This is a genomic window from Streptomyces sp. NPDC047525, from assembly GCF_040643025.1.
Lineage (GTDB): Bacteria > Actinomycetota > Actinomycetes > Streptomycetales > Streptomycetaceae > Streptomyces > Streptomyces durmitorensis.
In genome coordinates this window covers 472,521-486,438 of record NZ_JBEYTL010000002.1, presented here as the reverse complement: position 1 = coordinate 486,438, position 13,918 = coordinate 472,521, and the positions used below count along the sequence as shown (strand labels likewise).

General features: G+C 72.4%; 4 protein-coding genes. 1 reads left to right on the top strand and 3 read right to left on the bottom strand.

The window, feature by feature from the left end; translation table 11 throughout:
• Positions 1 to 111: 111 nt before the first annotated feature.
• The gene (locus ABZ833_RS07105) at positions 112 to 759 is read right to left on the bottom strand and encodes a class I SAM-dependent methyltransferase (protein ID WP_361042216.1); all 648 of its coding nucleotides are present in this window, start codon (positions 757 to 759) and stop codon (positions 112 to 114) included.
• 255 nt (positions 760 to 1,014) lie between these two features.
• On the opposite strand from ABZ833_RS07105, the gene ABZ833_RS07100 reads away from it, so the two are divergent.
• Entirely contained in the window at positions 1,015 to 1,671 is a 657-nt protein-coding gene (locus tag ABZ833_RS07100) for a response regulator transcription factor (RefSeq protein WP_361042213.1), read from the top strand.
• Between the two features lie 68 nt (positions 1,672 to 1,739).
• Here the strand turns inward: ABZ833_RS07100 and ABZ833_RS07095 are convergent, their stop codons facing one another.
• Positions 1,740 to 2,510, bottom strand: coding sequence for an alpha/beta fold hydrolase (locus ABZ833_RS07095; RefSeq protein WP_361042211.1), 771 nt, complete (start codon positions 2,508 to 2,510; stop codon positions 1,740 to 1,742).
• A 94-nt stretch (positions 2,511 to 2,604) separates the two neighbouring features.
• Positions 2,605 to 13,917: a type I polyketide synthase gene (locus ABZ833_RS07090; protein WP_361042208.1), complete on the bottom strand. Its 11,313-nt coding sequence runs from the start codon at positions 13,915 to 13,917 to the stop codon at positions 2,605 to 2,607.
• Between the last annotated feature and the right edge of the window lies 1 nt (position 13,918).

The following is a 13,918-nucleotide window of genomic DNA, read 5'->3' as shown; positions in this document are numbered from 1 at the left end:
CCGCGTCCTGGGGTCCGAACCAGATCGACACGTTCGTCGCGGGTACCAACAGCGCGATGTGACACTGGTGCGCTCATACGTTCGGTCAGACAGCCCCTGCCTGGGCCCCGCCTAATCCTTACGGACCAGCAGCTGAATCGCCTTGAACTGCCGCCGGTCGGTGGGCTGAGGCTCGCGGACCATCCTGGCCACCTCCGCCAATCCCAACTCCCGCAGCATCGCGGCGAGGTGGTCGGGCCACCACCTGTAGGCCGGTGCGACCGCGTGGTCGAAGACCTGTGTCGGGTGCGTCGGATCCTCGCTGCCCGAGAAGCCGACCAGGAGGTGGCCGCCGGGGGCCAGCACGCGGTGGAACTCCGCCAGGACGGCGGGGACTTCCCGCGGCGGTGTGTGGATGATGGACCAACGCGAGAGTACGCCGCCCAGCGCGCCGTCGGCGATGTTCAACGCGGCCATCGAGCCCACCTCGAACCGCAGGCCCGGATAGGCCTGCCGAGCCAGCTCGATCATCGCCGCAGAGGCGTCGACACCGAACGCCGACAGCCCCAACTCGACGAGATGAGCCGTGACATGACCAGGGCCACAGCCCAGGTCCGCGACCTCGCCGGGCCCACTCGCCGTCACGGACTCGGCGAAGGCACCCAGGATCGCGCGGTCCAGAGGGCTATCACGCAGTGAGTCGCGGAACAGCTCCGCATAGGTGGGCGCGGCATCGTCGTAGGCCTCGCGGGTTGCGGTGAGGGCATCGTGTTCGACCATGCTCCCGACAGTAGTTGGTGACCCTCAGGCGGGACGAGGGAGGGGCAGGGGCTGCTGGTACGGGACCGGACGTCAGCGGAACATCAGCAGGACGTGAGCGGTGGGCACGAACCTGGTGATCAGGAACACGTTGAGCCTCCTAGGGCACACACGCAGTAGCTGATTATCTGGTCGACGAGGGGGTAGCGGTGCACGCTCATGTCTGCCGCGCTCGAACCCCCTGGGCCTTCATGGAAGCAGAAGGAGCTCTAGCCCGTGCAGCAGCAGACCGTCGAGATTGTCCCTACGACTGAGCGGGTGCTGTTGTCCGTTCACACATCGGACCCCATTTCCCGGGCCGGAGTGCGCAGCCAGCTCCGCCAGTACGCGGAGATCGAGTTGGTGGACACCACCCAGCAGGACCGCGGCCAGGTCGCCCTGCTCGTCGCCTGCTCCGTGGACGAGACAACTCTGCTGAGCCTGCGCACCCTCGTCCGCGTCAAGGGCGTCCGGGCGGTCCTTGTGGTGGACCGGATGCGGGAGGCCGATCTGTTGGACGTCGCCGGATGTGGCGTCACCTCGATCGTATGGCGACGGGAGGCCACGCCGGCGCGGCTGCTGCGGGCCGTGCTCGCCGCCCACCGAGGTGACGGTGACTTACCGGCCGATTTATTGGGGACCTTCCTCACCCGCATGGGACAGCTCAACAGCAGCACACCAGGTCCGGCCGGACTCCCCACGATGGGCATGACTCCGCGTGAGGTCGAAGTCCTCCAGCTGGTGGCGGAAGGTCTCGACACCGGGCAGATAGCGGTCAAGCTCGCGTATTCCGAACGGACGGTGAAGAACGTCCTGCAGACTCTGACCTCCCGCCTCCAACTGCGCAACCGCACCCACGCGGTGGCCTACGCGGTGCGCGCGGGCTACATCTGAGATCCGCACGCAGTCGCGTACGGCCGCGACGGGGGCTGGACCACCTCCTCGTCCAACCCCCGCCTCCCTTACGCCTGGCCGACGGCTACAGCGCTGCGCAGCCCCTCACGCGTCAGTGAGATCACTTCCGCCGCGCGCGAGCTGAGGAAGAAGTGGCCCCCGCGGAACGTGTGGATCTCGAACGCGGCGGTCGTGTGGGAGCGCCACGCGTCGGCCTCCAGGACCGTCGACTTCGGGTCCGCGTCGCCTATCAGGGCGGTGATCGGGCAGGCGACGGTCGCGGTCACGGACACGGAGCCGTACGTCTCGATGGCGCGGTAGTCGCTGCGGATCGAGGGCAGCACCATCCGCAGCAGTTCCTCGTCACCGAGTACCTGGGCGTCGGTGCCGCTCATGGCCTTCATCTCGGCCACGATCCCGTCGTCGTCCCGCTGATGGACGTTCTCCACGCGCCGCGTCGACGGAGCGCGCCTGCCGGAGGCGAACAGCATCGCGGGCTTGTGGCCCTTCTCCTCCAGCCTGCGCGCGACCTCGAACGCGAGGATCGCGCCCATGCTGTGCCCGAAGAGCACGACGGGCCGGTCGAACAGCGGCTCGAGCACGGGCGCGATCCGGTCGGCGAGCACGCCTATGTCGTCCACGTTCGGCTCGGACCGCCGGTCCTGACGGCCGGGGTACTGCAGGGCCACCACGTCGCAGTCGCTCTGGAGCGCGGCCGAGACCGGGAAGTAGAAGGTCGCCGATCCGCCCGCGTGCGGGAAACACACCAGCCGGACCGGGGCCTCCGGTGCGGGGTGGAACCGGCGGAGCCAGAGGTCACTGCCGTCGGTAACAGTCATGTTGATCGTCCGTTCTGCTGTGGTTGTCGTACGCAGCTCTGCTGTGGTTGTCGTGCGCAGCGTGCTGCTGTCCATGGTGGGTCTTTGGTAGTGCTCAGCGGGAGTTGGCGCCCCGGTCGTCGGCCAGCCAGGCCCGTACGGCGAGTGCCGTCGACTCCGAGTGGTCGTCCATGATCGTGAAGTGGTCGCCGGGGACGTCGGCGTCCTCGTGCGGCAGGGGCCACTGGGGACGCCAGTCGTCCTCGGTCTCCAGTGCCTGCGACTCCCCCGGCGGGAAGGTGGCGTGCACGTACAGCGTCGGTGTGTCGATCGGTTCGGGTTCCCAGTCCCCGAAGATGCGCAAGTAGCCGCCCTGTCCGGTCAGTTGCGCCCCGGACATGAGCTCGAACGCTTCACTGGTGGCCGCGCGTTGCCGCAGTGCCTCCTCGAGGCGGCCCTCGAACGAATTCGTCGCGGTGTACGTGTCGACGAGCACCACCGCCACCGGTGAGGTGCCCTCCTGTTCGAGCAGCGCGGCGACCGCGTTGGCCAGCCAGCCGCCCGACGAGTAGCCGACGAGCACGAACGGCCCTTCGCCTGCCTGCCTCTTGACGGCCTCGGCCTGGAAGCGCACCACCGCTTCCCTGGTCGCGGGCAGTGCCTCCCCCGCCGCGAAGCCGGGGTTGGGCAGCACGGTCACGTCCCGCTCGCCCGCGAACACGGGGGCGAAGCGGCCGAAGTAGTGCGGGCCGGACGGCGCCATCGTCGGCGGGAGGCAAAGGAGCGGGGTTCCAGGACCGGTCGCCAGCGTGACCGGCGGCAGTGCGGGCACCTCGTCCGGCGTCTCGAACACCGGCCGCACTCGCGCGGCGGCGTTCACCATCTGCCATCCCTCCTCGTACAGGCCGAGGTCGCAGGCCTGCCGGTACAGGCCGGTGAGCGTGTCCTCCACCGCCAGGGCCGCGGTCGAGGCGGGGGCGTCGTCGTGCCCGGCTCCCGATGCGAGTTCGCGCCGGAGGTAACCCGCGAGCGCCGGTCCTGTCGGCTGGTCGAACACGACGGTGGTGGGCAGCCGGAGCCCGGTCGCGCCGGCGAGCCGGTTGCGCAGTTGGAGCGCGGTCAAGGAGTCAAGGCCGAGCTGGGTCAGGGCGCCGGAGACGTCGAGCTCCTCCGGCGCGTAGCCGAGCACGGCCGCCGTCTGGTCCCGGACGAGCAGCAGGAGTTCCCGCCCCTGCTCCTCCTCCGTGAGACCGGCGAGCCGCTGCGACAGCGGCTCCTCGCTCGCGGCGGCCGCCTTCGTGGACCGCGGGCGCACGAGGCCGCGCAGCAGCGGAGGCACCTCGTCGGGCCCGCCGCGCAAGGCGCCGATGTCGAGCCGCATCGGCACCACGACCGCGTCGTCCGCCGCGCATCCGAGGTCGAACAACGCGAGGCCCTGCTCCTCGGTGAGACCCCCGACACCGGAGCGGGAAAGGCGCGCCACGTCGGTCTCCGCCATGTCGCCGGTCATCGCGCTCGCCGTCTCCCACAGGCCCCATGCCAGTGACGTCGCGGGGAGTCCGGCGGCCCTGCGGTGGTGGGTGAGCGCGTCGACGAACGCGTTGGCCGCCGCGTAGTTGCCCTGGCCGGGGCCTCCGAGGATGCCCGCCGCCGAGGAGAACAGCACGAACGCGGACAGGTCCAGGTCACGGGTCAGCTCGTGCAGATGCCATGCCGCGTCGACCTTGGGCCGGAACACCCTGTCGACCTGATCCGGAGTCAGCGAGGTGATCGTGCCGTCGTCCAGGACGCCCGCCGAGTGCACCACGCCGGTCAGCGGATGGTCCGCGGGCACCGCGGCGAGGAGTTCCTTCAGCGCGCCGGGGTCGGTGACGTCACAGGCGGCGAGCGTCACGTGCGCGCCCAGACCGGTCAGTTCGGTGCGGAGGTCGTCCGCGCCGGATGCGGCGGCGCCGCTGCGGCTGGCGAGGACGAGATGCCGGACCCCGTGCTCGGCCACGAGGTGCCGGGTGACGAGGCCGCCGATCATGCCGGTGGCGCCCGTCACCAGGACGGTGCCGCCGGGCGCGAACTCGATTCCGGACTCCGCATCGGACGGCCTGACGCGAGCGATCCGCGGCACCAGCACGTCACCTGTGCGCAGAGCCAGTTGCGGCTCCGCAGCCGCGAGGGCAGCGGGCAGCGCGGGCCAGGAGGTGTCGTGCCCGTCCACGTCGACCAGGGTGAACCGGTCGGGGTTCTCGGACTGCGCCGACCGGATCAGTCCCCACACCGTCGCGTCGGCGATGTCGGTCACGTCCTCGTCGGGTCCGGTCGCGGTGGCCCCGCGGGTCACGAAGACGAGGCGCGATGCGAGGAACCGGTCGTCGGCGAGCCACTCCTGGGAAAGGCGCAGCGCGCGCAGGGCGGCGGTGCGGGCCCCGGCAACCGGCTCCGCGTCCTCCTCCGCGCACGGGACGACGACGATCTCCGGCACACCGGCCTCGGCGAGCGCCGTGAGGCTTTCGTGCTCCTCGACGGCGATGCCCGCCGCGGCGAGGCCCGCGCCGACCTTCAGGTCGTCGGGGCCGACGACTGCGCAACCGCGGGCTGGAGCGGGGGTGGCCGCACGGGTCGGTGCGGCCACCCACTCCAGCCGGAACAGTGAATCGCGGTGGCGCGCACCCCATTGGTCGGCGGCGATCGGCCGCAGGACCAGGGATGCGACCGTCGCCAGGGGGTTCCCCTGTACGTCGGTCAGTTCCAGGGAGACGGCGTCGGGTCCGGCCGGTGTGAGCCGTACCCGCGCCGCTGTGGCACCGGTCGCGTGCCATCGGATCCCGCTCCAGGAGAACGGGAGCCGGGGACGACCGGCGTCTTCGACGAGGCCGCCGAGCATGCAGGCGTGCAGCGCGGCGTCGAGCAGCGCCGGGTGGAGGCCGAACGAAGCGGCGTCCCGGTGCTGATCCTCGTCAAGGCTGATCTCGGCGTACACGGCGCCCTCGCCGCGCCATGCCGCCCTGAGGCCCTGGAAGGCGGGCCCATAGGCGAAGCCTGCCCCTTCCAGGCTGTCGTAGAGGCCATCGATGTCGACGGGCTCGGCTCCGACGGGCGGCCACTGCGTGACCGTGGCCGGCTCGACAGGGGTTCCTGTGGTGAGGAACCCGGTGGCGTGCCGGGTCCAGTCGGCTCCGGCGTCGGCGGCCGGATCGTCCGGGCAGGAGTCGATGCTCAGCGCCCGCCGGTCGGAGCCGTCGTCGCCGCCGACCGTCACCCGCAGGCGCACGCCGCCGCGTTCGGGCAGCACGAGCGGTGCGGCAAGCGCCAGTTCCTCCACCTCGTCCAGGCCGAGCCTGCCGCCCGCCGCGAGCGCGATCTCCGCGAAGGCGGTGCCGGGCAGGAGCGTCGTCCGTGCGACGGCGTGGTCGGCGAGCCACGGGTGGGTGTCCGTGCCGAGCCTGCCGGTGCACACCAGGCCCTGCTCGTCGGCGAGTTCCACCGCGGCGCCGAGCAGCGGGTGGTCGGCGTCCGCGAGGCCAAGACCACCGGCCGCTTCGACGAAGCGCAGGTCACGGGGGACGTCAAGCCAGTAGTGCTTGCGCTGGAAGGGGTAGGTGGGCAGGTCGACAGGCCGCCCCACAGGCACCACAGCACGCCAGTCGAACGGCAGGCCCCCTACGTACGCCTCGGCGGCGGAGAGCAGGAACCGGTCGAGGCCGCCCTCGTCCCGGCGCAGCGTGCCCACCATGACGGCGTCGCCACCGGTTGCCTCCACCGTCTCGGACACGCCGATGGTGAGGACGGGGTGCGGGCTGCACTCGACGAAGACGCCGACCCCGTGGTCGAGCAGACCGCGGGTCGCGTCCTCGAACCGGACGGTGTTCCGCAGGTTCTGATACCAGTACTCGGCGCCGACCTCGGTCCCGGTCAGCCACTCCCCCGTCACCGTGGACAGCATCGGCACACTCGCGGGCACCGGCTCGACCCCGACCAGCACGCCCGCCAACGCCTCCTGAATACGCTCCACGTGCGGCGAGTGCGACGCGTAGTCCACGGGCACCCGACGGGCACGCACCTCGTCTGCGGCACAGGACTCCATCAACTCGTCCAGTGCGTCGGCGTCACCCGCCACCACCACCGAACCCGGGCCATTCACAGCAGCGAGCGAGATCCGTCCGTCCCACCGCGCGATCCGCTCCCGCGCGGCATCGGCCGTCACCGCGAGGGACACCATGCCACCCTGACCCGAAAGCGCCAGGATCGCCTTGCTGCGCAACGCGACCACCTTGGCCGCATCCGCCAGCGACAGCGCCCCCGCCACATGCGCGGCGGCGATCTCACCCTGACTGTGCCCCACCACCGCGTCCGGCTCCACACCGTACGAACGCCACAACGCGGCCAACGACACCATCACCGCGAACAACGCGGGCTGAACAACGTCCACCCGCTCCAACTCGGCGCCATCAGCCAGCACCTCATGCAACGACCAGTCCACATACGGAGCAAGCGCATCAGCACACGCGTCGAGGGAAGCGCGGAACACCGGCGAGGACTCCGCCAACTCCGCACCCATCCCCAGCCACTGCGAACCCTGACCCGGGAAGACGAACGCCACCTTGCCCGCACTCCGCGCCACACCGACCGCCACACGAGCGGACTCAGAACCACCGGCCACCGCCGCCAACGCGTCGGAACCGCCCGAGACCACCACCGCCCGGTGATCGAACACCGCGCGCGACAGCAAGGCATCCGCCACATCCACCAGCGCCGAACCCTCCACCGCAGTGGCGAGTTGGGCGGCATGGGCGCGCAGGGCAGCTTCCGTACGCGCGGAGAACACCAGCGGGACCGGGACGGACGCCGACGCGGAAGCGGCCGGGATCTCGTCGGGCGTCGTCACGTCCGGAGTCAACTCCTCCGGCTCCGGGGCCTGTTCCAGGATGGTGTGTGCGTTCGTCCCGCTCACGCCGAACGACGACACACCGGCCCTGCGCGGTCGGCCGACGGCCGGCCACGGGCGGGTCTCCGTGAGTACGTCGACCTCGCCCGCCGACCAGTCCACGTGCGGGGAGCGTTCGTTGACGTGCAGCGACTTCGGCAGTTCGGCGTGGCGCAGCGCCATCACCATCTTGATGACGCCACCGACACCGGCAGCCGCCTGCGTGTGGCCGATGTTGGACTTCAGCGACCCGAGCCACAGGGGCTCTCCGGCACGGTCCTGGCCGTAGGTGGCGAGGAGGGCCTGGGCCTCGATCGGGTCGCCCAGGGTGGTGCCGGTGCCGTGCGCCTCGACCGCGTCCACGTCGGACGGGGTCAGGCCCGCGTTCGCCAGGGCCTGGCGGATGACGCGCTGTTGTGAGGGGCCGTTCGGAGCGGTGAGGCCGTTGGACGCGCCGTCCTGGTTCACCGCGGAACCCCGCACGACCGCGAGGACGCGGTGGCCGTTGCGCCGGGCGTCCGAAAGCCGCTCGAGCACCAGCATGCCGATGCCCTCGCCCCAGCCGGTGCCGTCGGCACTCTCGGAGAACGCCTTGCAGCGCCCGTCCGGAGCAAGGCCGCGCTGCCTGCTGAACTCCACGAAGGTCGCCGGGCTCGCCATCACCGTCACGCCGCCCGCGAGGGCCAGCGTGCACTCACCGGAGCGCAGCGCCTGGGCCGCCAGGTGCATCGCCACCAGCGACGACGAGCACGCCGTGTCCACGGTCACCGCGGGGCCTTCGAGACCGAAGACGTAGGACACGCGGCCGGACGCGACGCTGCCCGAGCTGCCGACGCCGAGCTGGCCCTCGAAGCCTTCCGGAGAGCGGCCGAGCCGGGCGGCGTAGTCGTTGTACATCACGCCCGCGAACACGCCGGTCGCGCTGCCCCGCAGCGACTTGGGGTCGATGCCGGCCCGCTCGAACGCCTCCCAGGAGGTCTCGAGGAGCAGTCGCTGCTGCGGGTCGACCGCGAGGGCCTCGCGCGGCGACATGCCGAAGAACGCGGGGTCGAACTCAGCGGCGTCGTGCAGGAAACCGCCCGACCTGACGGTACTGGTGCCGGTGTTCTCGGGGTCGGGGTCGTAGAGCGCCTCGACGTCCCAGCCCCGGTTGTCGGGGAAGTCGGACACGGCGTCACGGCCCTCGGCGACAAGTCGCCACAGGTCCTCCGACGAGCGCACTCCGCCGGGGTAGCGGCAGCTCATGCCGACGATGGCGATCGGCTCGTCGTCGGCGGCGGCCGTGCGGACGGTCGCCGTCCGCGTCTCGTCGTCGCCGAGCAGCGTGGCGCGCAGGTGCTTGGCGAGGGCCAGAGGCGTCGGGTAGTCGAAGACCAGCGTGGCGGGCAGGCGAAGGCCGGTGGCCGCGTCGAGCCGGTTGCGCAGCTCGACCGCGGTCAGCGAGTCGAACCCGAGCTCGTCGAAGGCCCGCTCCGCCTCCACCGCGGCGCCGGACGCGTGGCCGAGCACGGCGGCGACACAGGTGCGTACGAGGTCGAGCACGGCCGGGAGGCGCTCTTCCAGCGGCAGGGCGGAGATCCGCGCCGCCAGGCCCCCGTCGGCCTTGGCGGCCTCGGGGCGCGCCGTGCGCACGAGCGCGCGGAGCAGGGCGGGTACGGCCTCGGGGCGGGCCCGCAGCGGGGCCAGGTCGAGGCGCATGGGTACGGCCACGGCCGACGGCAGCGCGAGGGCGGCGTCGAAGAGGCGCAGCCCCTCCTCCGCCGAAAGACCGGCGACACCGGCCCGTGCGAGGCGGCCGCGGTCGGTCTCGGCCAGCTCGTCGGTCATGCCGCTCGCGTCCGCCCATAGGCCCCACGCGAGCGACGTCGCGGGCAGGCCCTGCGCTCGCCGGTGCTGGGCGAGCGCGTCCAGGAACGCGTTGGCAGCGGAGTAGTTGGCCTGGCCTGCGTTGCCGAAGGTTCCGGCCGCGGAGGAGAACAGCACGAACGCGGACAGGTCCAGGTCACGGGTCAGCTCGTGCAGGTGCCGGGCGGCATCGACCTTGGGCCGGAACACCGTGTCGATCCGTTCCGGGGTCAGCGACTCGATCACGCCGTCGTCCAGGACACCCGCCACGTGCACGACGGCCGTCACGGGGTGCTCCGCGAGGAGCGCAGCCACCGAGTCCCGGTCCGCCACATCACAGGCGACGGCCGTGACCTCAGCACCCAGGCCCACCAACTCATCATGCAGTGCGCCAACTTGACCGCGCCTGCTCGCAAGGACCAGGCGTCGCACCCCGTGCCGTACGACCAGATGCCGCGCCACAAGGCCGCCCAGCATCCCGCTCGCACCGGTCACAAGAACCGGACCGGCACCGAAGCCCGGACCGTCCTCGTTCGCGGGACGGGCCCGCACGAGCCTCGGCGCCAGCAATTCACCGGCACGCAGGGCCAGTTGAGGCTCACCTGTCGCGACGGCGCCCAACAGAGCGTGGGCCCCGTCCGCCGACCAGTCGGTGTCGGTGTCGGTGTCGACGAGTACGAACCGGCCGGGGTGCTCGGACTGCGCCGCGCGTACGAGGCCCCACACCGGGGCGTTGTCCAGGTCGAGGACATCCTCGTCGTGGCCTGCCGCCACCGCGCCGCCGGTGACGAACACCAGTCGCGCCGAGCCGAACCGGTCGTCGGCGAGCCAGGCACGTACCAGGGCCAGTGCCCGGTACGTGGCCTCCGCAGGGGTCGCTGCCGGGGCCACGGGGGCGAACACGAGGTCCGGCACCTCGTCCTCCGCCAGCGCGGCCAGGTCGCCCTCGTCCCCCAGGACCGCCCAGCGGGACGAGGGCGCGTCGGCGGGCCTCACCTGCGTCCAGTCGACCCGGAACAGCGAGTCGAGGCGGTCGCCGGTGAGGCCGTCCGTCGACAGTGGCCGCAGCGACAGTTCCTCGACCGAGGCGACGGGGGCACCCGTGCCGTCCGTCAGGGCGATCGCGACGCCCGATGCGCCCGCCGGGGACAGCCGCCCCCGCAGCGCGGACGCGCCGCTGCTGTGCAGTCGCACACCGCGCCAGGAGTACGGCAGGTGCAGCCGCTCCGTGTCGGTGACGAAGCCGCCGAGGCCGATGGCGTGCAGGGCGGAGTCGAGCAGCGCGGGGTGCAGTCCGAAGGAGCCCGCGCCGTCCTGGCCGGGCAGCTCCAGCTCCACGAACACCTCGTCGCCCTGCCGCCACGCCGCGCGCAGGCCCCGGAACGCGGGCCCGTAGCCGAGTCCGGACGCGGCGAGGTCGTCGTAGCGGCCCTCGATGTCGATGCGTTCGGCTCCGGTGGGCGGCCAGGTGCTGGTGTCGGCGGCCGGGGCCGCCGCTCCCGACGCCAGCGTGCCGAAGGCGTGCCGCGTCCATGGCTCGTCGTCGGGCGCGTCGTCGGCCCGTGAGTAGACGCTCAGCGCGCGGCGCCCCGACTCGTCCGGGGCCCCGACGGACACCTGGAGCCGTACCGCGCCGTCCACCGGCAGGACCAGCGGCGCCGCCAGCGTCAGCTCCTCCACGTGGTCGAGCCCGACCTGGTCGCCCGCCCTGATCGCCAGCTCCACCAGTGCCGCGCCGGGTACGAGGACCACGCCACCGACGGTGTGGTCGGCCAGCCACGGGTGGGTGGCCAGGGAGAGCCTGCCCGTGAGCAGGGCGCCCTCCTCGTCGGCCAGGGTAACCGCCGCGCCGAGGAGCGGGTGGTCGGCGGGCCGCAGGCCCACCGAGGTCACGTCTCCTATGTGGGCGCCGACGTCCAGCCAGTACCTGGAGCGCTGGAAGGGGTACGTGGGCAGTTCGGTGCGCCGGGCGCCGCGGCCCGCGAACACCGCCTGCCAGTCGAGGGCGACACCCCGCACGTGCAGTGCCGCGACCGCCGAGGTGAGCGTGGCGCCCTCGGGCCGGTTCGCACGTGCCCCCGCGACAAGGAGCGCGCCCTCGTCGGCGCAGTCGCGGCCCGCCGCGGTCAGGACCGCGTCGGGGCCCAGCTCCAGGAAGTTGGTGACTCCCTGCTCGCCCAGGCACCGCACGCCGTCGAGGAACCGCACCGCCTCGCGCACGTGGCGCACCCAGTGCTCCGGGTCGCGTGCCTGTGACGGGGTCAGGACGGCGCCGGTCAGGGTGGACACCACCGGGATCGCCGGAGTTCCGTACGTGATGGTCCGGGCGACGGCGCGGAAGTCGTCGAGTACGGCGTCCACGTGCGGCGAGTGGAACGCGTGACTGACCCGCAGGTAGCGGGTCTTGCCGCCGCGCTCCCGCCATGCGGCGTCGATCGCGGCCACGGCGTCGGCGTCACCCGCGATCACCGTGGACTCGGGGCCGTTGACCGCCGCGACGTCCACCGTGCCGCCGTGCTCGGCGACGAGGCGGCGGACGGTGTCCTCGTCCGCGCGCAGCGACAGCATCACCCCGCCCTCGGGCAGAGCGCCCATCAGCCTGCCGCGGGCGGCGACGAGCGTGCACGCGTCGGCGAGGGAGAACACGCCCGACACGTGCGCCGCCGCGATTTCTCCGATCGAGTGGCCCGCGAGGAACTGCGGGGTGAGACCCCACGCGGTGACGAGGCGGAACAGCGCCACCTCGATCGCGAACAGCGCGGGCTGCGTGTAGGTGGTCTGGTCGAGCAGGGCGGCGGTCTCGGTGCCGGGCTCGGCGAAGACCACGTCCCGCAGCGGCCGGTCCAGGTGCGGGTCCAGGCCCGCGCAGACCTCGTCGAGGGCCTGCGCGAACACGGGGAACTCCCCGTACAGCTCGCGGCCCATGCCCACCCGCTGGCTGCCCTGTCCGCTGAACAGGAATGCGAGCTTGCCGCGCATACCGACCGTGCCGCGCACCAGGTTCGGTGCCTCGCCGCCTGCGGCCAGGGCCTCCAGGCCGCGCAGCAGTTCCGCGCGGTCCGCGCCGACGACGGCGGCGCGGTGCTCGAGGGCGGTCCTGCTCAGGGCGAGCGAGTAGCCGACGTCCACCGGTGTCTCGTCCCGGCCGTCCAGGTGGGACACGAGGGCGGCGGCGCGCTCGCGCAGGGCCGCGGGGTCGTTGCCGGAAAGGACCCACGGCACGGCGTCGGCGAGGACGGGGTCGACGGGGGCTGCGGGCTCCCCCGGCTCGTCGTCGGGGTCATCGGCCGGGGCCTGTTCGAGGACGACGTGGGCGTTGGTTCCGCTGATGCCGAAGGACGACACCGCTGTCCTGCGCGGCTGCCCCGTCTCCGGCCACGGCCGCGCCTCGGTCAGGAGTTCCACGGCGCCCGCCGACCAGTCGACGTGCCGGGAGCGCTCGCCGACGTGCAGGGTCGGCGGCAGTACGCCGTGCCGCATCGCCATGACCGTCTTGATCACGCCCGCGACGCCCGCGGCGGCCTGGGTGTGGCCGATGTTGGACTTCACCGAACCGAGCCACAACGGCCGGTCGGCGATGCGGTCCTGGCCATAGGTCGCGAGGAGCGCCTGGGCCTCGATCGGGTCGCCGAGCGTGGTGCCGGTGCCGTGCGCCTCGACCGCGTCGACCTGGCCGGCGGTCAGTCCGGCACTGTCGAGCGCCTGCCGGATCACGCGCTGCTGCGACGGGCCGTTGGGCGCGGTGAGGCCGTTGGACGCGCCGTCCTGGTTGACCGCCGAACCGCGCACGACCCCAAGGACGGTGTGGCCGTTGCGCCGGGCGTCGGAAAGACGCTCCAGGAGCAGCATGCCCGCGCCCTCACCCCAGCCGGTGCCGTCGGCGTCCTCGGAGAAGGACTTGCACCGGCCGTCCGCGGCGAGGCCGCGCTGCTTGCTGAAGCCGATGAACGTGTCCGGTGTCGCCATCACGGTGACACCGCCCGCGAGGGCGAGCCTGCACTCGCCGGAGCGCAGTGCCTGGGCCGCCAGGTGCAGGGTGACCAGGGAGGACGAGCAGGCGGTGTCCACCGTGACGGCGGGCCCCTCAAGGGCGAACGTGTAGGACACGCGGCCGGAGGCGACGCTGCCGAAGCTGCCGGTGCCGAGGAAGCCCTCCACTCCCTCCGGCACCGACCGCAGACGCGACGTGTAGTCGTGGTACATCACTCCGGCGAACACGCCCGTCCTGCTGCCGCGCAGCGACGACGCGTCGATCCCGGCCCGCTCGAACGCCTCCCAGGAGGTCTCCAGGAGTAACCGCTGCTGCGGGTCCATCGCAAGGGCCTCGCGCGGCGATATCCCGAACACGCCGGGGTCGAACTCGGCCGCGTCGTGCAGGAATCCGCCTTCGGTGCGGAACGCGCGGTCGGGGTCCTCGGGGTCGGACAGTTCGACCTCGCCCCAGCCCCGGTCGTCCGGGAACGCCGTCACGCCGTCGCGGCCGTTCGCGACCAGCTCCCACAGGTCCTCGGGGGAGCGTACGTCGCCGGGGTAGCGGCAGCTCATGCCGATGATCGCCACCGGCTCCTGCTCGCCCTCCTCGACCTCGCGCAGGCGCCTGCGCGTGTCACGCAGGTCCGCGGTGACCCGCTTCAGGAAATAGCGGAGCTTGTCCTCGTTGTCCATC

Bases quoted from the DNA above. Each gene is read 5' to 3' on its own strand.
- ABZ833_RS07095 (WP_361042211.1), bottom strand. From the start codon at position 2,510: ATGACTGTTACCGACGGCAGTGACCTCTGGCTCCGCCGGTTCCACCCC.
- ABZ833_RS07105 (WP_361042216.1), bottom strand. From the start codon at position 759: ATGGTCGAACACGATGCCCTCACCGCAACCCGCGAGGCCTACGACGAT.
- ABZ833_RS07090 (WP_361042208.1), bottom strand. From the start codon at position 13,917: ATGGACAACGAGGACAAGCTCCGCTATTTCCTGAAGCGGGTCACCGCG.